Source organism: Enterobacter soli ATCC BAA-2102, assembly GCF_001654845.1.
Lineage (GTDB): Bacteria > Pseudomonadota > Gammaproteobacteria > Enterobacterales > Enterobacteriaceae > Enterobacter > Enterobacter soli.
The window spans coordinates 1-22113 of record NZ_LXES01000051.1; the positions used below are offsets into that span (position 1 = coordinate 1).

General features: G+C 53.2%; 20 protein-coding genes and 1 pseudogene. 7 read left to right on the top strand and 14 right to left on the bottom strand.

What is annotated here, in order from left to right:
• Positions 1 to 56: 56 nt before the first annotated feature.
• Both pbpG and M987_RS20655 read right to left on the bottom strand, forming a co-directional pair.
• On the bottom strand, positions 57 to 977 hold the full coding sequence (gene pbpG, locus M987_RS20650) for a D-alanyl-D-alanine endopeptidase (protein WP_014071008.1): 921 nt from the start codon (positions 975 to 977) through the stop codon (positions 57 to 59).
• A 167-nt stretch (positions 978 to 1144) separates the two neighbouring features.
• Positions 1145 to 1732 carry a Yip1 family protein gene (locus M987_RS20655; protein ID WP_014071009.1) on the bottom strand — a complete coding sequence of 196 codons (588 nt, stop codon included), beginning with the start codon at positions 1730 to 1732 and terminating at the stop codon, positions 1145 to 1147.
• A 174-nt stretch (positions 1733 to 1906) separates the two neighbouring features.
• Between M987_RS20655 and M987_RS20660 the strand changes: the two genes are divergently transcribed.
• Complete coding sequence (locus M987_RS20660; RefSeq protein ID WP_014071010.1) at positions 1907 to 2473, top strand: DedA family protein; 567 nt, start codon at positions 1907 to 1909, stop codon at positions 2471 to 2473.
• A 22-nt stretch (positions 2474 to 2495) separates the two neighbouring features.
• On the opposite strand, the gene mdtQ is transcribed toward M987_RS20660, so the two are convergent.
• The 7 genes and pseudogenes from mdtQ to M987_RS20695 form a co-directional block, all read right to left on the bottom strand.
• Positions 2496 to 3914, bottom strand: a complete 1419-nt coding sequence (gene mdtQ / locus M987_RS20665; protein WP_014071011.1) for a multidrug resistance outer membrane protein MdtQ — start codon at positions 3912 to 3914, stop codon at positions 2496 to 2498.
• A 202-nt stretch (positions 3915 to 4116) separates the two neighbouring features.
• The gene (locus M987_RS20670; protein WP_014071012.1) at positions 4117 to 5511 is read right to left on the bottom strand and encodes a glycoside hydrolase family 1 protein; all 1395 of its coding nucleotides are present in this window, start codon (positions 5509 to 5511) and stop codon (positions 4117 to 4119) included.
• Positions 5512 to 5523: 12 nt separating this feature from the next.
• Positions 5524 to 7495 (bottom strand): annotated as a pseudogene (bglF, locus tag M987_RS20675) (PTS beta-glucoside transporter subunit IIABC).
• Between the two features lie 25 nt (positions 7496 to 7520).
• The gene (bglG, locus tag M987_RS20680; protein WP_014071014.1) at positions 7521 to 8354 is read right to left on the bottom strand and encodes a transcriptional antiterminator BglG; all 834 of its coding nucleotides are present in this window, start codon (positions 8352 to 8354) and stop codon (positions 7521 to 7523) included.
• A gap of 165 nt (positions 8355 to 8519) precedes the next feature.
• Positions 8520 to 9809 (bottom strand): carbohydrate porin, encoded by a 1290-nt coding sequence (locus M987_RS20685; RefSeq protein ID WP_245551576.1) that lies wholly within the window; start codon positions 9807 to 9809, stop codon positions 8520 to 8522.
• Positions 9810 to 10229: 420 nt separating this feature from the next.
• On the bottom strand, positions 10230 to 11162 hold the full coding sequence (dusC, locus tag M987_RS20690) for a tRNA dihydrouridine(16) synthase DusC (RefSeq protein WP_014071016.1): 933 nt from the start codon (positions 11160 to 11162) through the stop codon (positions 10230 to 10232).
• A gap of 42 nt (positions 11163 to 11204) precedes the next feature.
• On the bottom strand, positions 11205 to 12002 hold the full coding sequence (locus tag M987_RS20695) for an AraC family transcriptional regulator (protein ID WP_064555897.1): 798 nt from the start codon (positions 12000 to 12002) through the stop codon (positions 11205 to 11207).
• 59 nt (positions 12003 to 12061) lie between these two features.
• Here M987_RS20695 and M987_RS20700 point away from each other — a divergent pair, with 59 nt between their 5' ends.
• Positions 12062 to 12778, top strand: a complete 717-nt coding sequence (locus M987_RS20700; protein WP_014071018.1) for a type 1 glutamine amidotransferase — start codon at positions 12062 to 12064, stop codon at positions 12776 to 12778.
• On the opposite strand, the gene map is transcribed toward M987_RS20700, so the two are convergent.
• Together map and M987_RS20710 are read right to left on the bottom strand one after the other, a co-directional pair.
• Positions 12775 to 13554, bottom strand: a complete 780-nt coding sequence (gene map / locus M987_RS20705) for a type I methionyl aminopeptidase (RefSeq protein ID WP_014071019.1) — start codon at positions 13552 to 13554, stop codon at positions 12775 to 12777. The genes M987_RS20700 and map overlap by 4 nt on opposite strands.
• The gene (locus M987_RS20710; RefSeq protein ID WP_014071020.1) at positions 13535 to 13753 is read right to left on the bottom strand and encodes a ParD-like family protein; all 219 of its coding nucleotides are present in this window, start codon (positions 13751 to 13753) and stop codon (positions 13535 to 13537) included. The genes map and M987_RS20710 overlap by 20 nt, the downstream gene beginning before the upstream one ends.
• A 185-nt stretch (positions 13754 to 13938) precedes the next feature.
• Between M987_RS20710 and M987_RS20715 the strand changes: the two genes are divergently transcribed.
• The 5 genes from M987_RS20715 to M987_RS20735 all read left to right on the top strand — a co-directional run bounded on the left by M987_RS20715 (position 13939) and on the right by M987_RS20735 (position 18397).
• Positions 13939 to 14334 (top strand): CidA/LrgA family protein, encoded by a 396-nt coding sequence (locus tag M987_RS20715; protein ID WP_014071021.1) that lies wholly within the window; start codon positions 13939 to 13941, stop codon positions 14332 to 14334.
• Entirely contained in the window at positions 14331 to 15026 is a 696-nt protein-coding gene (locus M987_RS20720) for a CidB/LrgB family autolysis modulator (protein ID WP_014071022.1), read from the top strand. The genes M987_RS20715 and M987_RS20720 overlap by 4 nt, the downstream gene beginning before the upstream one ends.
• A gap of 128 nt (positions 15027 to 15154) precedes the next feature.
• On the top strand, positions 15155 to 16039 hold the full coding sequence (cdd, locus tag M987_RS20725; RefSeq protein ID WP_014071023.1) for a cytidine deaminase: 885 nt from the start codon (positions 15155 to 15157) through the stop codon (positions 16037 to 16039).
• A gap of 127 nt (positions 16040 to 16166) precedes the next feature.
• Positions 16167 to 16889 carry an outer membrane permeability protein SanA gene (gene sanA, locus M987_RS20730; protein ID WP_014071024.1) on the top strand — a complete coding sequence of 241 codons (723 nt, stop codon included), beginning with the start codon at positions 16167 to 16169 and terminating at the stop codon, positions 16887 to 16889.
• A gap of 119 nt (positions 16890 to 17008) precedes the next feature.
• On the top strand, positions 17009 to 18397 hold the full coding sequence (locus M987_RS20735; RefSeq protein ID WP_014071025.1) for a glutamine synthetase family protein: 1389 nt from the start codon (positions 17009 to 17011) through the stop codon (positions 18395 to 18397).
• A 47-nt stretch (positions 18398 to 18444) separates the two neighbouring features.
• Here M987_RS20735 and mglC read toward each other — a convergent pair whose 3' ends face one another.
• The 3 genes from mglC to mglB form a co-directional block, all read right to left on the bottom strand.
• Positions 18445 to 19455: a galactose/methyl galactoside ABC transporter permease MglC gene (gene mglC, locus M987_RS20740; protein ID WP_014071026.1), complete on the bottom strand. Its 1011-nt coding sequence runs from the start codon at positions 19453 to 19455 to the stop codon at positions 18445 to 18447.
• Between the two features lie 15 nt (positions 19456 to 19470).
• Positions 19471 to 20991 carry a galactose/methyl galactoside ABC transporter ATP-binding protein MglA gene (mglA, locus tag M987_RS20745; RefSeq protein WP_014071027.1) on the bottom strand — a complete coding sequence of 507 codons (1521 nt, stop codon included), beginning with the start codon at positions 20989 to 20991 and terminating at the stop codon, positions 19471 to 19473.
• Between the two features lie 79 nt (positions 20992 to 21070).
• Positions 21071 to 22069, bottom strand: a complete 999-nt coding sequence (mglB, locus tag M987_RS20750) for a galactose/glucose ABC transporter substrate-binding protein MglB (protein WP_014071028.1) — start codon at positions 22067 to 22069, stop codon at positions 21071 to 21073.
• Positions 22070 to 22113: the final 44 nt, after the last annotated feature.

The following is a 22113-nucleotide window of genomic DNA, read 5'->3' on the forward strand; positions in this document are numbered from 1 at the left end:
CGGGGAGAGGGAGAAAACATAAAAAACGGTAACCTGGGTTACCGTTTTGCTTTTACCTAATCGTTTTGCGCCGTCGCCATCTGTTCAGCTTTTTGCTTTTTATAGCTCAGCGCCGCAGCCGGCACCGGTTGCACTTTCCCGGTTTCAATCCAGGTACGCAGGCGGCTTGCATCCGCGAAGTGGGTATATTTGCCAAAAGCATCCATCACCACCAGCGCCACCGGTTTCCCGTTAAACACGGTACGCATCACCAGACAGTGACCCGCCGCATTGGTAAAGCCCGTTTTGGTTAACTGGATATTCCAGTTTTCGCGATACACCAGATGGTTAGTATTGCGGAACGGCAGCGTGTACGCAGGGTTGGCAAAGGTTGCCATCTCTTCACGCGTGGTGCTGAGCTGGCCTATCAGCGGATACTGTTTGCTGGCAATCAGCAGCTTCGTCAAATCACGTGCGGTAGAGACGTTGTGAATCGACAGCCCGGTCGGCTCAACATAATGGGTGTTGGTCATGCCAAGCGATTTGGCTTTTGCATTCATTGCGCGAATAAACGCGTCATAACCGCCCGGATAATGGTGAGCCAGGCTCGCCGCCGCGCGGTTTTCAGAGGACATCAGCGCCAGCAGCAGCATATTCTTACGGCTAATTTCGCTGTTCAGACGCACGCGAGAGTAAATCCCTTTCATCTCTGGCGTATGGCTAATGTCTACCTTCAGTTTTTCATCCAGCGGCAGTCGTGCATCAAGCACCACCATCGCGGTCATTAATTTGGTGATTGACGCAATCGGGCGCACCAGATCCGGGTGGCTGGAGTAGATCACCTGGTTGGTGTTCAGATCGACAATCATCGCGCTGCCGGAGGCAATTTCCGGTTGTGCAGCGGTGGTCACTGCGGGCGTTTTGGCTAACGCTGGCACAGCAACAGATGCGCCAAAAATCAGCGCGAGGCTAAGTAAAGAAACTCGGAATTTCAGCATGGTGAGACTTCTGATAATTATTCACGCACGTAATGACGTACACCGCCTGTGTTGAAGGATAAGCACAGGCTGGCTTCGGCATCATAGCGGTCACCGTGCTTTGTCGCCAGCGAAGAATCATGAACAGATGCTGCATTGCTGGCATTTACGCCAGCAATGCAGTGAACTTAAAAGAGACGATATCCATAACCCCAAAGAATAACTGTCAGGGCAAGCAAGGCTTCCAGAACCAGCACACCAATCGCGAGTGTTGAACTGGAGAAGCTAAGCCCCTCTTCTTTGTTGATATTCAGGAAGGTTGGAACCCCCAGATACAGCAGATAACCTGTGTAAAAGAGAGCAATAGTACCGATCAGCGCGCACAGCCAGACCAGTGGATAGAGCGCAACAATACCGCTTAAGAACAGCGGAGTCGCGACATATCCGGCAAAGACCATACAGTGTGTCAGCGACGGGCGTTGTGGATAGTTACGTGCCATCCAGTGAATGACCCGCCCCATGACGGCCACCCCCGCCAGCATGACGCCGTAGAACAGAATGGCGAGATACAGCCCGGTAAACCAGTTAAGCTTCACAACGGTGCCATCACCGAAGTTCCAGCCAATTTGCGTGGTACCTATAAATGCGCAGATCACCGGCACTGCCGCCATCAGCAGCACATGGTGCGTATAGTGATGCGCAACCGTTTCGTTCTCGCCTCTTATCACGTGCATTTCACGGTCGGGATGGGAAAAGAGTCCCCAGACATGGTTCATAGCGCCCCCTTGTTGTCGGCCCGTCAGCGATACTTCAAGTATAATGCAGGCTTCAGATTATTTTATGTACAAGGCTAAAAATGCCGCTTCGGGCAATCTGCTTTCATTGCGCCATTATTGATTCATGGGGTGTATGATTAATGCAGATACTGACAGGGAGACTACGCTGACTTTATGGATATCAATGGTCTGATTGAACAGTACGGCTACGCAGCGCTGGTGATAGGCAGCGTGGCTGAAGGTGAAACCATCACGCTGCTTGGCGGTGTGATCGCGCATCAGGGGTTGTTGCGTTTCCCGCTGGTGGTGGCTGCCGTGGCACTGGGCGGTATGATTGGCGATCAGCTGCTCTATTTTCTGGGGCTGCGCTTCGGGCCAACTCTGCTGCAACGATTTTCAAAGCACCGCAAGAAGATCCGCCGCGCCCAGCGGCTCATTCAGCGTCATCCGTACCTGTTTGTGATTGGTACGCGCTTTATGTACGGCTTTCGTATTATCGGGCCGATCCTGATTGGTGCCAGCCGTCTGCCGCCTAAAATTTTCCTGCCGTTAAATATTCTTGGCGCCATCGCCTGGGCGTTGATTTTTACCACTCTGGGCTATCTCGGCGGTGAAGTCATTGGCCCGTGGCTGCACAATCTTGACCAGCACGTTAAACACTGGGCATGGCTGATTCTGGTGGTTGGGGCGGTGATTGCCGTGCGCATCTGGCTCAAACGCCGGGACGATAAGCGGGAGTGAAAATGCGCTCCCGCCGTGCCCGTTACCCGTGGTGATAGCCCCCACCCAGCGCGGAGGTCAGCTGAAGCGAGGCATCCAGGTACTGCCCTTTCAGAGTCAGCCCGGCAATTCTTTCCTGTAGCGCGGGAATTTTGGCCTCGCTGACGCGTGAACCGGCAATCAACCCGGCGTTAAAGCGCGCCTGAGCAAGGTTCACCACCCGCGCGGCATCGCGTTCCACTTTCTGCTGCTGTTGATTTTTGCTGGCCAGCGTTTCAACTTCACTGGCGGTTCGCGCCACCTGATTCACCGCATCCACGACCGCTTTGTTGTAATCGGCAACGCTCAGGTTGTTTTGCGCCTGGGCAATATCCAGCTGTGCATTAAGCCGGCCGCTATCGAAGATAGGCAGCGTAAACCCGGCGGTGACGCCCATCTGCTGTGCAGAATGGCGGAACAGGTCGCTCAGGTGCAGGGCATCCTGTTGCAGGAAGGCCATCAGGTTGAAGTCCGGGTAGAACGCCGCTTTGGCGGCATCGACATTGCTCATGGAAGCCTCAATGTACCAGTGTGCTTCCTGAAGATCCGGGCGACGCGCCAGCAGCTCATAGCCAAGTGTTGTCGGTAACGTGGCCTCGACCGCAGGTAAATCGTGGTGGACCAGTTTCACCGACGACGAGTTGGTCAGCGCCTGTAATCTCGCCTCAATGACTTTCATCTTGCCGCTCACTTCGGCAATACGTTCATCGGTTTTGCTGGCGTTAATATCTGTCTCCACCCCTTCGATGGATGACGTGATCCCGTGCTGATAAAGCTCTTTATCCGCTGAGATAATCGAATTTTGTTCCTGCCTGATGTCGCTTAACACCGTGTTAATCGCCGACTCGGTTTGCCACTCCCAGTAGAGCCGTGCCACGCTGCTGGCCAGCAGTTGCCGGGTTTGTTCCAGCTCGGCTTTCTGAGCGTTGACTTTACCGATACGCGCCTCAACGAGATCGCGGTTTTTACCCCACAGATCCAGATCCCAGCCCGCCGTCACGCCAAAGGTGCCGTTGGTATACCACGGCCCGGTCGTACCCGCTGCCGGGTCGGTTATCGCGAAAGGCCCCATTAACCCTTCGGCAGACATTTTTTGCCGTTCAACATCTGCGGATACATCGATCTGCGGGCCGTCTTCGGCCATGGCGGCTTTCGCCTGCGCTTCCGCAAGCGTAATGCGCTGCCGGGCGATTTGCATATCTGGCGCATCGTCCAGGGCTTTTGTAATCAGCGCGTTGAGCTGCGGGTCGCCATAGGATGTCCACCATTCGCTTTTCGGCCAGTCGGTATGGCTCAGCTGTGTTGCCACCGTGGCGTTTACCGCTTGTGTTCCGATGGGAGCTACCGCGGAATGTTGCGGTGCGCAGGCGGTAAGAATTAAAACAAGAGGAGCACTCAGAGATATAAAAAGAGACGGTTTCATTACGCCATTCACTCAAAAAAATAAAGGCGCAAATTACCCCTGTAAAACTTCTTTTTTTTAGGAAACTGTGGCAATCCGTAATTTGTTATACAAATTCACGTTTAGAAAAATATTCAGCGAACGAATTAATTAAATATATTTAATACCCAAACTCATTATTAACCCGGCAGAAATAAAACCTGCCGGGTTAATAACAATCGTTTTACACTTTCAGTGACGCGCCTTTTGTGGCAATCACTTCTTTATACCAGTGGAAACTTTTCTTACGGCTGCGCGCCAGCGTCCCGTTTCCACTATCGTCACGGTCGACATAAATAAAGCCGTAACGTTTAGACAGTTCCGCTTTCGAGGCACTGACCAGGTCAATTGGCCCCCAGCTGGTATAGCCCATTACCTCAACGCCGTCGTCAATCGCTTCTCGCACCTGAACCAGGTGATCGTTGAGATAGCTGATACGGTAGTCGTCCTGCACCACGCCGTCGGCATCCGGCTTATCTTTCGCACCCAGACCGTTTTCCACGATAAACAGCGGTTTCTGATAGCGATCCCACAGCACGTTCAGCAGGGTGCGCAGGCCAACCGGGTCAATCTGCCAGCCCCATTCAGAGCTTGCAAGGTGCGGGTTCGGCACCATGCTCAGGATATTACCGCGCGCCTGCTGGTTCAGCGCTTCATCGGTGGTCACACAGCCGGTCATGTAATAGCTGAAGGAGATGAAATCGATGGTCGATTTCAGCGCATCGCGATCGGCATCGGTCATCTCCAGCTGAATGCCATTATCACGGAAGAACCGCAGCATGTAGCCCGGATAGGCGCCACGGCACTGCACGTCGCCAAAGAACTGCCAGGCGCGGTTTTCCTGAAGCGCTTCCAGCACATCTTCTGGCTTACAGGTCAGCGGATACATCAGGCCGCCCAGCAGCATGTTGCCAATTCTGGCGTCAGGGATAATGTCATGGCAGGCTTTTACCGCCAGCGCGCTGGCCACCAGCTGATGGTGGATTGCCTGATACACCTCGCCTTTACTGCTGGTTTCCGGCAGGCCAACACCGGTCATCGGCGCGTGCAGCGACATGTTGATCTCGTTGAAGGTCAGCCACAGTTTGACTTTCTCTTTGTAACGCGCAAACACGGTGCGGGCGTAACGCTCGAAGAAACCAATCACCTGACGGCTGCCCCAGCCACCATACTGCTTCACCAGTCCCCACGGCATTTCATAGTGCGACAGAGTCACCAGCGGCGTGATGTTGTGTGCAGCCAGTTCGTCGAACAGCTTGTCGTAAAACGCCAGGCCCGCTTCGTTTGGCTGTTGTTCATCCCCGTTCGGGAAGATACGCGTCCAGGCAATCGAGACACGCAGGCAGCTGAAGCCCATCTCGGCAAACAGGGCGATGTCTTCCGGATAGCGGTGATAGAAATCAATCGCCACATCTTTAATGCCGTTGTCACCCGCCACACGCTCGACCACCGGGCCAAACACCCCCTGCGGCTGGACGTCAGAGGTGGATAACCCTTTGCCATCGGTCAGGTAAGCGCCTTCTACCTGATTCGCGGCAACCGCGCCGCCCCATAAAAAATCATCCGGGAAAGTTTTCATCACGTTCTCCTGTTATTGATGGCTTACGCTGAGTAACGGGGTTCCGGCATTGACAGACGTCGCCGCCACGGTCACCACTTCACGATACTCGTCGCTGTTACTGATAATAATCGGGGTCGCCAGGTCGTATCCGGCATCAAGAATGGCCTGACGATCAAACTCCAGCAGCAGGTCGCCCGGCTGTACCTTATCACCCACCTTCACGTGGGCGGTAAACGGCTTGCCGTCGAGTTTCACAGTATCGATCCCCACGTGGATCAACACTTCAATGCCACTTTCACTGAGCAGGCCGATGGCATGTTTGGTCTGGAACAGCGAGGCCACTTCACCGGCAAACGGCGCAATCACCTTGTTATCCGCCGGAATAATGGCCGCGCCATTGCCCAGCAGACCGCTGGCAAAGGTCGCGTCCGGTACCTGGTCCAGCGCCAGCACGGTACCGGTCATCGGCGACAAGACATCGTTTTCACCCACGCTCACCGGCACTGCCGTTTCTGGCGTGGTACGCCCTGGCATCCCCGCCACCAGCGTCAGGCCGCAGCTCAACACCAGCGCCACGATCGTACCGATAATGCCGCCCCACAGGGTTGCATCCACGCCACCTGGCGGGATCATCTGCGCGATGGTAAAGATGTTGGCGAAGCCGAACGAATAGACATGGGTATCGCTAAAGCCGACAATCGCCCCGCCAATCGCCCCGGCCACACAGCCAAAGATAAACGGGCGACGCAGCGGCAGGTTAACGCCATACACCGCCGGCTCGGTAATCCCGAAAATCCCCGCCGTCACGGATGAACCCGCCAGCATTTTCTGGCGTGCATCACGGGTACGCAGGAAGATACCAAGCGCCGCGCCCACCTGCCCGAACACCGCAGGCAACAGCATTGGCAGCATGGAGTCGTGGCCCAGCACGGCCAGGTTGTTGATCATCAGCGGAACCAGCCCCCAGTGCAGGCCGAAGATCACGCAGACCTGCCACAGCGCGCCCATTGCCGCGCCCGCCAGCCACGGCGCCAGCACGTAAATCCACTGGTAGCCATTCGCCAGCAACTGGCTCAGCCAGGTCGCCAGCGGGCCAATCACCAGGAAGGTCAGAGGTACGGTAATGCCTAAGCAGATCAGCGGCGCGAAGAAGTTTTTCATCGACGGCGGCAGAAGCTTAGTGCTCTGTTTTTCCAGCCAGCAGCTCACCCAGGCCGCGAGGATAATCGGGATCACCGACGAACTGTAGTTGAACCAGGTCACCGGAATACCGAGGAATGCATCAGCAACTGCCCCCGGCTGCTGGCTGGCGGTAAACGCCGAGATCATCAGTGGATGTGTCAGTGCGCCGCCAATCACCATGGTGATAAACGGGTTGCCGCCAAATTTCTTCCCGGCGGTATAGCCCAGCACCAGCGGGAAGAAGAAGAACAGTGCGTCACTGGCCGCAAACCAGATTTTATACGTCCCGCTGTCGGTCGTGAGCCAGCCGCACACCACCGCCAGGGCCAGCAGACCTTTCAGGATCCCCGACGCCGCCAGGATGCCGATAAACGGCGTGAAAATCCCGGAGACGATATCAATCAGACGCCCCAGCAGATTGCCTTTTTCGCCCTTCTCTTCCACAACCGGCGTATCATCCGTCAGCCCTGCTTCGCTACGCACCGCTTTCCAGACGCTGTTCACATGGTTACCAATCACCACCTGAAACTGGCCGCCGCTTTCGACCACCATAATCACGCCCGGATTTTTCTTCAGCCCTTCGGCGTTGGCTTTTTGATTGTCTTTCAGTTTGAAGCGCAGTCGGGTGGCACAATGCACCAGACTGACAATGTTCTCTTTTCCGCCAACGTGGCCGAGAATATCCTTCGCTAAAGCCTGGTATTCCATCTCGATTTCCTTACATCTGATGCCCGCAGGCACCTGTTGACTGAGTATAAAAATAAAAAAACCCGAGAACGTCCTCCTTTCGAAGGCCGCGCTCAGGTTTTGCCTGCGTTATGCAGTAACAATCCAGATTTTGAGGCTTAACGCCCCTCTTTTCTCACCCGTTCAATATGAATGGCGAGGAACATAATTTCTTCGGTTGTCAGCTCACGCTGATAACTTTTCTGCAAATGCTGCGCGATTTTCTCGGCGCATTTCCAGGCTTTCGCGTAGTTGTCTTTCACCGCCGTATGCAGTGATACATCATCGTCTTCCACCACGGTGCGGGTGAGCATCCGCTGGGCAAAGAACTTCAGATGAGTCACAAAACGCTGATAGCTTAACGACTCTTCGTCGTACTCCAGGTGCAGTTGGTATTTCACCAGTTGCAGGATCTCCTGCATGACCCGGGTAACGTGCATCACTTCCGGCATTTCGCTGTTCAGCTGCGCGGTCACCAGATGCAGCGCGATAAACCCGGCCTCATCCTCTGCCAGTTCGACATTCAGGCGTTTGGCGATAATGGCCCGTGCCTCCTGCCCCAGTTCGAACTCTTTCGGATACAGACGTTTAATATCCCACAGCAGCACGTTTTTGATTGCCAGCCCTTTCTTTTGCCGTTCAATCGCAAAGTAACAGTGGTCCGTTAAGGTGATATATAAACTGTCCTGCAATTTCCCTAACCGCTGCGCGGCCAGCCCAATGATGCGGTCACAGGTGGTCATCACTTCCAGCGGGATCTGGCTCAGCAGTTCCCCCAGTCGACGCACCAGTTCGTCACTTTGCAGCGCGAACACTTTTTCGACAAGCGCAGTATCCAACTCTTCACCGACGCGCTTCTGGAAGGCCAGTCCTCGGCCCATCACAACCTGTTCGCGCCCGCGTTCATCCTGAACAACCACCACATTATTATTAAGAATTTTGGCGATTTTCATCGGAACCCCAGAAACAAAAAAACCTGACCTCCGGCAGATGCCAGAAAATCAGGTTTTGCCTGCCTAAGCAGTAACAATCCAGTTCTGGCACTCTATCAGTTTCATTCGTAGCCTCAATGTGTCACGAGCAAAAACGTGACGCAGATCGTACTTGCTACGGTTTTATCAGAAGGTCACAACGGTTTTCAGTTCGGTTACCCATGCATCCTGAGTGCGGGCAACCCCGCCTGGATGGTGCCAGTACTGAATACCCGGTTGCAGCTCCAGCCAGGATACCGGGCGGAAGCGGTAATAGAATTCACCGTTCAACGAGTGCCCCGGAACCGGGTGATACGCCGGATCGTTATAGTCCGAAACACCGCTCAGGGAATTCAGATAGCGCTGGTTACGCGCGTACTGGCTGCTCATATCAATCCAGGTCAGACCAAAGCCAATCCAGTCATTCGGGCGGGCGTCAAACAGTCCGCGATAACGCAGCGAAGCGGCGTAAACCTGGTGCATGTAGTTGCTGCTTTGATCGGCAAGGCTCATGCTGACAGAGGTGCTCAGGCCGCGATTGGGATCGTCCTGATGCCGCGTCAGCTGCTGGTTCAGCCCGGCATACATAAACCATGTCCGGTTATGCTCTTCATAGCCTTGCGGGTCGCTTGCCCCTGCACCACCCGATTTCCCACGATAGAGATCAGCCTGCGGCGCATTGGTAAACACCACGCCCAGGTTGTACGCTCCTGGCAGGCCGTTTATCAGCGGTCGGGCTTCGATTTCGACCGGCAGTAAGACGCCCTGGCTGCCTTTCGTTGACCAGCTCCAGGCGTGGTTACGGCTGGAGGCATCCGGGTTTTGCTCCATCACGCCGCCTTTTAAGGTGACGGTTGGCGTCACTTTATACTCCAGCGTGGTGCCCCATGTGTGGACGTTCCAGTTGTTCCAGGTCAGTGAGTTGGCCGATTTCCCGCCACACTGGGAGAGCATCTGGAAGTCGCACGGGATGATTTGGTCGAAGGTTTGCACCTTGTTCATCATCCCGATACGCCAGGTCAGGCGGCGGTCGTCGAAGCTACGGGCAAAGGTCAGCCACCCCAGACGGGTAATGGATTGGCCTCCCCAGCTCTCCTGGGTCAGGTCGTTAAAGTTAACACGCGGATCCTGCACACGTTTAGTGGTGAGATCGTCATTGTGGTTACGGTTGACGATATTCCCTTCGATGCGTGCATCCGGGATGCCTGTCCAGCGCTCCAGATCCTGATTGAAGGTCAACGCAAACTGGTCAATGTAGGCCACATGGGAGTCGTGGTTGTAGCCGCCGCCACCGTTCCAGCCGATTTCATTCAGATAGCCCAGGTTGTAGGTAAACCCGTTGTCATTGAGGATCTTACGAATGCCGAGCATATCGCCAAGGATCGGGTCTGGCGGCGCTTCAAAACCTAACACCGTCCCGTTCCACTCCTGTGCCATCGACAAAGGAGAAACCGTCAATAAGGCAAGTACACACAGCTTATAGTGAATATTTTTATATGCCATAATTAAACCTGTGATTGAGTATTTAGTGCGTAACCGGTCGCAGGCAATTTATATATCGCCTGTCATCATTAAATTTATTTTGGTAATAGCAGCCCGTGCAGTTATTCAATAACCACAAATGTCGTCCTGCTTTATTACTTCGTTTCGCGTTAAGGCAAATGTCTCTCCTGCGTAAATGACAGGCAAAAAAAAACCTAAGCGTTCCACAGCGATGAGTGCCGTGGAACGCTTAGGTTTTGCCTGTTAACCAGTAACAATCCTGCGTTGAAAACAGTGGCACCTTAACACCCTCGTGCCACATTGAAAACCGGAATTGTTTTATATTTTAAAAAAGTGTGAGCAAATTAACGCTTATTATTTTGACTGAATGACGCGTGCAATATCGGCCGATGTCTGTAACGTGCGGATCTCCTGGAATAATCCCAGCGCCTCAGAATATTCTTTACGCAAATAGCTCAGCCACTGTTTAATTCGCGCGACGTGATACAAACCGGTATCTCCCTGTTTTTCGAGGCGGGTATATTTTTGCAGTAAGGTGACGACATCCGGCCAGGCCATGCGCGGCTCGTTATATTTTACCACCCTGCTGAGGTTGGGTACGTTAAGGGCACCGCGACCAATCATTACCGCATCACAGCCGGTCTCTTTCAGACAAGCCTGCGCGCTGGCGTAATCCCAGATTTCGCCGTTGGCGATAACGGGAATGGCAAGTCGTTTACGGATCTCGCCAATTGCCTGCCAGTTGATGCGCTCGGCTTTATAGCCATCTTCTTTGGTACGACCATGTACCACAAGCTCAGTAGCCCCGGCCTGCTGCACCGCATCGGCAATTTCAAACTGTCGTGCATCGCTGTCCCAACCCAGACGCACTTTTACCGTCACCGGCAGATGCGATGGCACGGCTTCACGCATGGCTTTCGCGCCACGGTAAATAAGTTCCGGATCTTTGAGCAACGTTGCCCCACCGCCGCTGCCGTTCACCAGCTTAGACGGACAGCCACAGTTGAGATCAACGCCATACGAGCCAAGTTCGACCGCGCGGGCGGCGTTTTCCGCCAGCCATTCAGGGTACTGACCTAACAGCTGAATACGCACCAGCGTGCCGGAGGTGGTACGGCTCTGACGATGCAGCTCCGGGCAGAGTCTGTAGAATGATTTTGCTGGCAGCAACATATCGACCACGCGCAAAAACTCAGTTACGCAGAGATCGTAATCGTTCACCTCGGTCAGAAGTTCGCGCACAAGAGAATCGAGCACGCCTTCCATTGGGGCCAGTAAAACACGCATATCAGTACCTGTGGAAAAAAGACGCGCTATGGTAGCTGCTCTCTATAGCGCTGGGAAGCCCTTCCGCTCAGGAAGAAATTCCCCGGGGGTCGCCCCCATAATGGAACGAAATGCCGCCGCAAATGCCGCCGGGCCGGAAAACCCCAGTTTCCATGCGACCTGTTTTATCGGTATGTCGTTCGCAAGGAGATCAAGCGAGGCACAAATCCTTGCACGCTGACGCCAGTTGCGGAAGCTGAATCCGGTATCTTTGATAAAGAGCCGCGAAAAGGTGCGTTCTGACATCGCCGCCCGTTCTGCCAGCTGTTTCATCGGCACAGTCCAGAGATCGCCGGCAATGATGTCACGGGCAACCCGGTGCAATCGTTCGTCGACCGGCATCGGCAGTTCCGCTGAAACGTGCTGTGTTTCACTGAGGATCTCCAGCAGCAAAACGGCCATGCTGAGCTGGCTTGTTGGCCGGTACTCCGCGCTGAACAACCCGGCAATCAGCTCTTTAAACAGCGGTGTTGCTATGATCACGTGAACCTCATCCCGGTGTATAAACGGCTCGCAGCGATCGATAAGCGTGGGGCTGAACCACACCGCGCGCAGCTCTGTCGCGGATAACACGCTGTAGGTATGTTCCTGAAAAGGCGGGATCCACAATGCGCGCTGCGGGGGAATGACCCAACGTTGGCTACCCGTTTCCACCAGCATGACGCCTTTCGTGGCAAACAGCAGCTGGCCTTGCGAATGATGATGCGGGGGATCCACTTCGCCACGCGCATAGCTAATCGCCCCTCTCGACCAGCCGACGGCATCGTCGTGAATTGGCGTTCTGTCTATAATGGTTGGCATTTCGCAATCCTCCCTTCCCGTTAAGATGCTGCTTGTACACTTAACCTGAAGGATACGCAATGCACATCCATTTTATCATTCACGAATATTTCGAAGCGCCCGGCGCTTATGAGACCTGGGGTAAACATCACGGTCACACCCTGACCTGCTCCAGAGTCTATAAAGAGGAGCCCTTACCGGAAAAGCTGGACGACATCGATATGCTTATCGTGATGGGCGGGCCGCAGTCGCCAGCCACCACGCTTCAGGAGTGCCCCTGGTTTGACGCCCAGGCAGAAATGGCCGTTATTAACCACGCCATTCAGGCAGGTAAAATGGTCATTGGTGTTTGTCTCGGATCCCAGCTTATTGGCAAGGCACTGGGGGCCGCATTCAGCCACAGCCCGGAAAAAGAGATCGGCAAATTTCCCATTACCCTCACTGAGGCGGGTAAAGCAAACCCGCTGTTCGCCGGGTTTAGCAGCAAACTGGCGGTGGGCCACTGGCATAACGATATGCCAGGGTTAACGCCACAGGCGGAAATTCTGGCGTTCAGCGAAGGTTGTCCGCGCCAGATAGTGCAGTACAGCGAGCGGGTTTACGGTTTCCAGTGTCACCTGGAGCTGACGCCAGAGGTGGTTGAAATACTTATCACGCATTCGCAAAGCGACTTACGCCGGGCGGGGGAATTGCGCTTTGTCGAAACGCCTGAACAATTACGCTCGCATGGCTACCAGGAAATGAATCAGGCGTTGTTTTCGTTTCTGGATAAGCTCACCGCCCGCTACGGGGGTTAATCCGGGATCGTCTCGTCAGGGCGCAGCGTCAGCACTTCAAAACCATCGGCGGTAACGGCAATGGTATGCTCCCACTGGGCAGACAGTTTTTTATCGCGGGTGACCACCGTCCAGCCATCTTTTTTGGTTTTGATCCGGCTGTCACCCTGATTCACCATCGGTTCAATGGTAAACACCATCCCCTCTTTCAGCACCGCGCCTTCACCCGGTTTGCCGTAGTGCAGTACCTGCGGATCTTCGTGCATCTCTTTGCCCACGCCGTGTCCGCAATATTCACGCACCACACTGTAGCCGTTGCCTTCAACATGCGACTGAATGGCGTGGCCAATGTCCCCAAGCGTTGCGCCAGGTTTCACCGCCTTGATCCCTTTCCACATGGCTTCATAGGTTTTTTTCACCAGCCGACGCGCCAGCGGTGACACATCACCAATCAGGTACATTTTGCTGGAATCGGCAATCAGGCCGCCTTTCTCAAGGGTGATATCCACGTTAACGATCGACCCGGTTTTCAGGTGCTCCGACTCTTTCGGGATCCCGTGGCAGACGACCTCGTTCACCGAGGTGTTCAGCACGTACGGAAAGTCATACTGCCCTTTACTGGCCGGGCGAGAGTGCAGCTCATTAACAATAAAATCTTCCACCCGGTTGTTGATGGCCATTGTCGTGACGCCAGGCTGGATAAATCCGTCTAACATGGTAAACACGGAGGCGAGAAGTTCACCGGCATGGCGCTGTGTTGCCAGCTCGTCAGCGGTTTTAATGATTATTGACGGCATTGATCACCTCCAGCAGACGGTCGGATCCTGATTTCAGCATCATCATCTTAATTTGTTGATAGTTAAGTTCAGGATAGAGTTCACACAGCATCCCCAGACGGAGCCAGTATTCAGCCTGTGCGTTCACCGAACGCGACATGGCCTTGCTGGCATCACGGATGTCGTCATGCAGCAGGTCAGATATTTTTACGATTCCCATTTATACATACCGTAACGATTCATATATGAAACATATATTCTCATTTAACCGGCGCGCTGTCCATTTGTGGAAATGCCCGACGTTCCATTCGGGAATGTCTGGTATGCTCAAAATTCATGATGTGATCCGTGGCACATTTCTGGGTTTAATTGTATGATGAATGCGTTTCATCAAGGACTTTCACCATGAGCAAATCATTGAATATCATCTGGCAGTACTTGCGCGCATTCATCCTGATTTACGCCTGTCTCTACGCCGGGATTTTCCTCGCGTCGCTGCTCCCTATCACCATTCCCGGCAGCATTATCGGAATGCTGATCCTGTTTGTGCTGCTGGCGCTGCAAATCCTGCCGGCAAAATGGGTCAACCCGGGCTGCTTCGTACTCATCCGCTATATGGCCCTGCTGTTCGTGCCTATCGGTGTCGGGGTGATGCAGTACTTTGATTTGCTCAAAGCCCAGTTCGGCCCCATTGTGGTGTCTTGCACGATAAGCACGCTGGTGGTTTTCCTGGTCGTCAGCTGGAGTTCGCATCTGGTTCACGGCGAACGTAAAGTGGTTGGGGAGAAAACAAAAAAATGATGGCCAATATCTGGTGGTCGCTGCCGTTAACGCTGATTGTGTTTTTCGCCGCGCGTAAGCTTGCCGTACGTTTTAAGATGCCATTGCTTAACCCGCTGCTGGTGGCAATGGTGGTGATTATTCCTTTTCTTCTGCTGACGGGTATTCCGTACGAACGCTATTTCGCCGGCAGCAAAATTTTAAACGACCTGCTGCAACCCGCCGTTGTGGCGCTCGCCTTTCCTTTATATGAACAGTTGCACCAGATCCGCGCGCGCTGGAAATCCATCATCACCATCTGTTTTATCGGCAGCCTGGTAGCGATGATCACCGGGACATCCGTCGCGCTGTTGATGGGGGCATCTCCGCAAATTGCTGCTTCAATCCTGCCGAAATCCGTCACCACGCCTATCGCGATGGCCGTGGGTGGCAGCATCGGCGGCATTCCGGCCATCAGCGCCATGTGCGTCATTTTCGTTGGTATCCTTGGCGCCGTGTTTGGCCACAGCCTGTTAAATGCCATGCGTATTCGCACCAAAGCGGCCCGTGGCCTGGCAATGGGGACAGCATCACACGCTCTGGGTACCGCGCGCTGCGCTGAGATGGATTATCAGGAAGGTGCATTTAGCTCGCTGGCGCTGGTGATCTGCGGGATCATGACCTCCCTGATTGCGCCATTCCTGTTCCCGATAATTCTGGCGGTTATGGGCTAAAATTTGCGATGCGTCGCGCAAATTTCATTTTGTTTTCATAAGTTGCATACATAATGAGAAGTGGATCACATATAAAGCCCTGACGGCTCCGTACACTACCGATCCATTAACCTTTATGAGGCATCGCCATGCATCCACGTTTTCAAGCCGCTTTCGCCCAGCTTGCAGAGAATTTGCAGTCAGCCCTGGCCCCGGTTCTGGCGGATGAGCACTTCCCCGCCCTGCTGACGGCAGAGCAAGTCACGACGCTTAAACAGGCGACGGGGCTGGACGAAGACGCGCTGGCTTTCGCACTGTTGCCGCTGGCTGCCGCCTGTGCCCGCGCCGATCTCTCCCACTTCAACGTTGGTGCCATTGCACGCGGCGTAAGCGGAACCTGGTATTTCGGCGGGAATATGGAATTCCTCGGCGCGACCATGCAGCAAACGGTTCACGCTGAGCAGAGCGCCATCAGCCACGCCTGGCTTCGCGGCGAAACGGCGCTGAGCGCCATTACCGTTAACTACACCCCGTGTGGCCACTGTCGCCAGTTTATGAATGAACTGAACAGCGGGCTGCAACTGCGTATCAACCTGCCAGGCCGTGCACCGCACACGCTGGGGGATTACCTGCCAGACGCCTTCGGCCCGAAAGATCTCGACATCAAAACCCTGCTGATGGACGAGCAGGATCATGGCTTTGCGCTTTCCGGTGATGCGCTGAGCGAAGCAGCAATCGCGGCCGCTAATAAAAGCCATACCCCGTACAGCAAATCTCCAAGCGGCGTGGCACTTCAGTGTCGTGATGGCCGCATCTTTAGCGGCAGCTACGCTGAAAATGCGGCATTCAACCCAACGCTGCCACCTCTGCAAGGCGCACTGAACCTGCTGAGCCTGAACGGGTACGATTATCCTGATATCCAGCGCGCGATTCTGGCTGAAATTGCCGATGCACCGCTGATCCAGTGGGATGCAACCGCCGCCACGCTGAAAGCGCTCGGCTGTACCACCATTGACCGCGTATTGCTGGCGTAATACTGAGTGCGGGCAGAAATGCCCGCCCATCTGATGAAAAACCCCTCAGTTGAACCGCTGTTTCTTGCTCTTACCGGACGGGTAAAGTAGCCTGAGTGAAATCTCATCTACGGAACGAGCCATCTGTATGTTAAAGCGCGTTTTTTACAGTCTGTCTGTCCTGGTCGGCATACTGCTGTTGACTGCGCTTGGCCTCGACCGCTGGATGAGCTGGAAAACCGCTCCTTACATCTTTGATGACCTGCAAGATTTACCTTACCGCCAGGTCGGCGTGGTGCTTGGCACCGCTAAGTATTATCGCACTGGCGTTATCAATCAGTATTACCGTTACCGTATTCAGGGCGCGCTGAACGCCTACAACAGCGGCAAAGTAAATTACCTGCTGCTTAGCGGCGATAACGCTCTGCAAAGCTACAACGAGCCGGTGACGATGCGTAAGGATTTGATTGCTGCTGGCGTTGATCCGGCGGATATCGTGCTCGACTACGCCGGTTTCCGTACCCTCGACTCTATCGTGCGGACCCGCAAGGTGTTCGACACTAACGACTTCATCATTATTACCCAGCGTTTCCACTGCGAACGCGCGCTGTTTATCGCGCTGCATATGGGGATTCAGGCTCAGTGTTATGCCGTGCCATCGCCAAAAGACATGCTTAGCGTGCGCGTGCGTGAATTCGGTGCCCGTTTTGGCGCACTGGCTGACCTGTACATATTCAAACGCGAACCGCGCTTCTTAGGCCCGCTGGTGCCGATCCCGGCGATGCACGAAGTGCCGGAAGATGCGCAGGGTTACCCGGCAGTCACGCCAGAGCAGCTGCTGGATGTTCAGCAGAAAAAAGAGAAAAAATAGTCCGCTTTATTCTTTCTTTACGCCACGAGCCTCTCTTTTTATCCCTCCTTTACACCCGCCCTTTTAAGCTGAGTTCACCGCCGTTACGGCTTCATTGAAGAATGATTATGAACTCAATAATGAATGCTTTTTTCCTGAAAAATATCCGCCACTACTTCAACTTTCCGGGCTTATCTCTTCCGGGGACACATAATTCCGGCCTCTATTTTGATGAGAAAATGGCTGCCATGAAGCGCACGTTTTCGGTGGAAGTGGCGGATTATCTGGAGCGTTATCCGCAGACAAAACACATTGACGTTTACCTGAACGATATCAATGGCATTATGCGCGGTAAGCGACTTTCAGTGGATAACATGCTGAGTCTCGAGAACGGCTGTTATTTTCCTCTCTCGGTCTATTCGATGGATCAGAAAGGGAAGATTGCCGCACCGCTTGATGATGAGCCAGACCGGTTATGCGTTCCGGTTGCCGGTTCCCTGCGCCCTTCTTTGCACGATCCACAGCACAGCGCACAGATCCTGTTGACGATGAAAGACAGTAACGGGGAAAGCTGTCCGTTTGAACCCCGCGTGATATTGCAGAACGTCCTCGAACGCTTCCACCAGCACGGGCTTTTCCCGGTGATTGCGCCGGAAGTTGAGTTCTATCTGACAGGGAGCGGCGCTCTGGATCCGCAAAATCAGGGCTGTTTTCACATGGACACCTCAACGGCACACGCGGCGCTTTTTGATGAGCTGGAACAGCTGGCACAAAGCCAGCATATCTCACTCACCGGGATCGTCGCTGAGGCTGAATCTGGTCAGTTCGAACTGAACCTCAGGCACAGTCATCGGGTGGTTGAGACGTGCGATAACGTGCTGGCATTACGCCGTTTGACCCGTTTTGTCGCCGAAAAAAACGGTCTTCAGGCCAGCTTTATGGCTAAACCCTTTAGCCTTCTGTCCGGCAGCGGTCTGCATTTCCATTTCAGTCTGAATAATATTCACGGCGAAAACGTGTTTGCCTCACCCGCCGAGGAACTCAATGGCATGATGCGTTTATGTATCGCAGGCCAGCTGGCGCTGATGCCCGCATCCATCGCCATTCTTGCTCCAGGTGTTAACGGGTTCCGCCGTTTACGTAAAAACCTGACCGAGCCATTATTCAACTCCTGGGGCTATAACACCCGCTCTGCCGCGCTACGCATCCCCTGCTCGGACGAACGAAATCGTCGTATTGAATATCGGCTGGCGGGTGCAGATGCCAATCCCTATCTGGTGGTCGCTACCATCCTGACCGGTGTGTTGTATGGGCTGGAAAACATCGATGAGCAAGATTTACCTGAACCGCAACATGATGAACCTGTACTCCCGCTTTTCCAGCAGCACGCTATCGAGGCATTTTCCGGCAACCAATATTTGATTGATAGCCTGGGCGAGGCCTTTTCACAGCAGTGGATTGCCTGCAAACTTTCTGAGCTGGAGGGGTTTGAACGTATCGTTACCGAACAAGAATTGACGCTTGCCTGAAATAAAAAAGCCCGCTCAGAGAGCGGGCCAGATAATGCAGAGCGTGTTTATTTCTTACGGGCGTATTTCAGTGAATCCAGCGCGACCGCGAAGATAATGATTGCGCCTTTGATGATGTACTGCCAGTACGGGTTTACGCCGATATAAGTCAGACCGTAGTTGATAACGGTGAAGATAATGACACCGGTTACCACGCCGAGCACCGTACCCACGCCGCCGCTGAAGGAAACGCCGCCGACCACGCACGCTGCAATCGCATCCAGTTCGTACATGAAGCCGAGGTTGTTGGTTGCAGAGCCGATACGGCCCGCTTCCAGCATCCCGCCGAAGGCGTAGAACACACCAGACAGGGCATAAATCATCAGCAGGTTCAGAGCCACGTTTACGCCAGAGACTTTCGCCGCTTCCGGGTTACCGCCGATTGCGAAGATGTTCTTACCGAAACGGGTTTTGTTCCACAGGACCCAGACGAAGGCCACCGCAATCAATGCATAGAAGGTGATATATGACAGGCGGAAGCTGCCCAACGCGATAAACCCTTGCGTAAAGGTCGAGAAGCCGCTGTCGAAGCCTGAAATTGGGGACGCACCGACGAAGTCGTAGTACAGGGAGTTGATACCGTAAACGATGATCATCGTACCTAAGGTGGTGATGAATGGCGTCACGTTCAGGTAAGCAATGATGATGCCGTTAATCAGGCCAATGATGGCACCGATGGCACACACAATCAGGATCACCACGAAAATCGGCATGGTTGCCATTTCCGGGAACACTTTGTTGGCGTTTTCCATCGACTGCAACATGGTGGCGGCGATAACCGCGGCAAGGCCAACCTGACGCCCTGCGGAAAGGTCAGTACCCTGGGTCACAATCAGACCTGCCACGCCGAGCGCGATAATAATACGTACGGAAGACTGGGTCAGAATGTTACTCAAGTTCAGCAGGCTTAAGAACGTAGGGTCCTGGAAAATGATAATGGCCAGTAACACTAAAAGAACAACGTAAATACCGCCGTCTTTCAGATAAGTGAGAAAACTTTTTTTATTTAACGCACTCATGAGGAGCCCCTGATCTTAAAGGTGCAAAGACGCAAGACGGAGAATTTCGTTTTGCGTTGTCGTTTTGGTGTCAACAATACCGGCAACGAGACCATTGCTCATAACCAGAATACGATCTGTGATCCCTAACAATTCCGGCATTTCGGAAGAAATAATAATGATCCCTTTATTCTTTTTAGCCAGTTCAGCAATCAGCTGATAAATCTCAAACTTTGCACCCACATCGATACCGCGGGTTGGTTCGTCCAGCATCAGAATTTCTGGCTGGGTTAATAACCAACGACCGATAATCACTTTCTGCTGGTTACCACCTGACAGAGAGCCGATTTGTGTACGGTGGCCAGGCGTTTTAACACGCATGGAGTCAATAACCCATTGGGTATCACTCTTCATGCGGGAATTATCCAGCAGACCGACTTTGTTCTTATAATTACGAATATTCGAAATTAACGAGTTAAAGTTAATATCCAGATAAGCGTAAATACCGGTAGAACGACGCTCTTCCGTCACCAGCGCAAAACCGTGGTTAATGGCTTCGTTGGCGTTATGGTTGTTAATTTTTTTACCGTGCAGCGTAATGGTGCCGTCAGCTTTTTCGCGGATACCAAACAGGGTTTCCACGATATCAGTACGTTTAGCACCGACCAGCCCTGCGATCCCCAGAATTTCGCCTTTATGCAGGTCGAAGGAGACATCGCGAATGGACGGCTGACGCAGCGAGGTCAGGTTACGCACCTCGAGGATCACTTCACCCGGCTTGTTCTCACGGTCCGGGAAGCGCTGGTTCAGCGAACGGCCAACCATCATGGCGATGATCTTATCCATGTCCAGCCCTTCGAGCGGCTGAGTGGCAATCCACTGACCGTCACGCAGGATGGTGATTTCATCGCACAGCTGGAAGATCTCTTCCATTTTGTGCGAGATATAGACAATACCGCAGCCGCGATCTTTGAGTTTACGAATAATGGTAAAAAGGTGGTTAACCTCTTTTTCCGTTAATGACGATGTTGGTTCATCCATGATGACGATTTTTGCATCATAGGAGAACGCTTTTGCAATTTCGATCATCTGCATCTGGGATACCGATAATGTACCGACGCGGGCGCGCGGATCGATATCAATATCCAGCTCATCGAAAATGGCTTTGGTGTCGCGATACATTTTATCCTGATCGACAAACACACCTTTAGTTGGATAACGACCCAACCACATATTATCCATTACCGAGCGTTGCAGTACCAGGTTCAATTCCTGGTGAACCATCGAGATACCGTTTTCCAGTGCTTCTTTAGCCGAATGGAAATCGATCTCTTTCCCCTGAAAAAGAATGCTGCCAGAATCTTTTTGATAGATCCCAAAAAGACATTTTAATAATGTTGATTTCCCTGCACCGTTTTCACCCATTAAGGCATGAATAGAGTGAGGACGAACTTTTAAATTAACATTATCGAGTGCCTTAACACCGGGAAAAGACTTGTTGACACCGGTCATTTCCAACAAGTATTCACCGGACGACTGAGTATTTGTGCTGACCATAATTATACCTTGTTGGCCTCGCATATCGCGTTATAAAAGGGCGCAACGAATTGCGCCCAGTGGAGACAGTACTAATTACTTATTTACCGATAAACTCAGCCAGGTTGGACTGGTCTACGCCCACGTATGGTACGCGAACGATTTTGTTTTCAATCTTCCAGTTGGTGCCATCAGCTGCACCTTTACCGTCGGCCAGGTTTTTCGCCAGATCGAAGGTGGCTTTCGCCTGGTTGTTGGCATCGTTCAGAACGGTACCGGCCATTGCACCAGATTTAACCAGCGCCAGTGCTTCTGGCAGGGCATCCACACCGAACACAGGAATGGAAGATTTGTTGTGTGCTTTCAGCGCTTCTACTGCACCCATTGCCATCGCATCGTTGTTGGCGATAACCACTTCGATTTTGTTAGCATTTGGGCCAGACAGCCACGCGTCCATCTTATCTTTCGCCTGAGCGGTATCCCACATTGCGGTATCTAACGCCAGCTGCTGAGTTTTCAGGCCTTTGTCATTCAGTTCTTTGATAACGTAAGTGGTACGTGCTTCAGCATCCGGGTGGCCTGGTTCGCCTTTCAGCAGAACGAACTGGATCTGACCGTCTTTGTTCAGGTCCCAGTTAGGGTTTGCCGCCCAGTGTTTAGCAATCAGATCGCCCTGGATAATACCGGACTCTTTCGAGTCAGTACCCACGTAAAACGCTTTGTCATAGCTGTCCAGCGCTTTGCGAGAAGGTTCTTTGTTGAAGAAAACGATTGGCACATTCTGGCCACGCGCTTTCTCGATAACTGTGCCTGCCGCAGCTGGGTCAACCAGGTTGATGGCCAGTGCTTTCACGCCTTTCGCCAGCAGTACGTCGATCTGATCGTTCTGCTTGGACTGGTCGTTCTGGGAGTCATTCATCAGCAGCTGAACGTCTGGCGCTGCTTTAGCATCTTTCTCGATAGCTTTACGCACAACAGACATAAAGTTGTCGTCGTATTTATAGATTGTCACACCAATACGGGTATCCGCAGCGTGCGCTGTTGCACCAAAAAGCATACTTGCCATAACAGCAGACAGAGTCAACACCTTCTTATTCATGGTATCTCCGGTTTTTTTATGCAGGGTAGTTCTTGTGAATAACG

Bases quoted from the DNA above. Each gene is read 5' to 3' on its own strand.
- cdd (WP_014071023.1), top strand. From the start codon at position 15,155: ATGCATCCACGTTTTCAAGCCGCTTTCGCCCAGCTTGCAGAGAATTTG.
- mglB (WP_014071028.1), bottom strand. From the start codon at position 22,069: ATGAATAAGAAGGTGTTGACTCTGTCTGCTGTTATGGCAAGTATGCTT.
- map (WP_014071019.1), bottom strand. From the start codon at position 13,554: ATGCCGTCAATAATCATTAAAACCGCTGACGAGCTGGCAACACAGCGC.
- M987_RS20660 (WP_014071010.1), top strand. From the start codon at position 1,907: ATGGATATCAATGGTCTGATTGAACAGTACGGCTACGCAGCGCTGGTG.
- pbpG (WP_014071008.1), bottom strand. From the start codon at position 977: ATGCTGAAATTCCGAGTTTCTTTACTTAGCCTCGCGCTGATTTTTGGC.
- mglC (WP_014071026.1), bottom strand. From the start codon at position 19,455: ATGAGTGCGTTAAATAAAAAAAGTTTTCTCACTTATCTGAAAGACGGC.
- M987_RS20670 (WP_014071012.1), bottom strand. From the start codon at position 5,511: ATGAAAACTTTCCCGGATGATTTTTTATGGGGCGGCGCGGTTGCCGCG.
- dusC (WP_014071016.1), bottom strand. From the start codon at position 11,162: ATGCGTGTTTTACTGGCCCCAATGGAAGGCGTGCTCGATTCTCTTGTG.
- M987_RS20685 (WP_245551576.1), bottom strand. From the start codon at position 9,809: ATGGCACAGGAGTGGAACGGGACGGTGTTAGGTTTTGAAGCGCCGCCA.
- mglA (WP_014071027.1), bottom strand. From the start codon at position 20,991: ATGGTCAGCACAAATACTCAGTCGTCCGGTGAATACTTGTTGGAAATG.
- M987_RS20695 (WP_064555897.1), bottom strand. From the start codon at position 12,002: ATGCCAACCATTATAGACAGAACGCCAATTCACGACGATGCCGTCGGC.
- M987_RS20715 (WP_014071021.1), top strand. From the start codon at position 13,939: ATGAGCAAATCATTGAATATCATCTGGCAGTACTTGCGCGCATTCATC.
- M987_RS20655 (WP_014071009.1), bottom strand. From the start codon at position 1,732: ATGAACCATGTCTGGGGACTCTTTTCCCATCCCGACCGTGAAATGCAC.
- M987_RS20700 (WP_014071018.1), top strand. From the start codon at position 12,062: ATGCACATCCATTTTATCATTCACGAATATTTCGAAGCGCCCGGCGCT.
- M987_RS20720 (WP_014071022.1), top strand. From the start codon at position 14,331: ATGATGGCCAATATCTGGTGGTCGCTGCCGTTAACGCTGATTGTGTTT.
- M987_RS20710 (WP_014071020.1), bottom strand. From the start codon at position 13,753: ATGGGAATCGTAAAAATATCTGACCTGCTGCATGACGACATCCGTGAT.
- M987_RS20735 (WP_014071025.1), top strand. From the start codon at position 17,009: ATGAATGCTTTTTTCCTGAAAAATATCCGCCACTACTTCAACTTTCCG.
- bglG (WP_014071014.1), bottom strand. From the start codon at position 8,354: ATGAAAATCGCCAAAATTCTTAATAATAATGTGGTGGTTGTTCAGGAT.
- mdtQ (WP_014071011.1), bottom strand. From the start codon at position 3,914: ATGAAACCGTCTCTTTTTATATCTCTGAGTGCTCCTCTTGTTTTAATT.
- sanA (WP_014071024.1), top strand. From the start codon at position 16,167: ATGTTAAAGCGCGTTTTTTACAGTCTGTCTGTCCTGGTCGGCATACTG.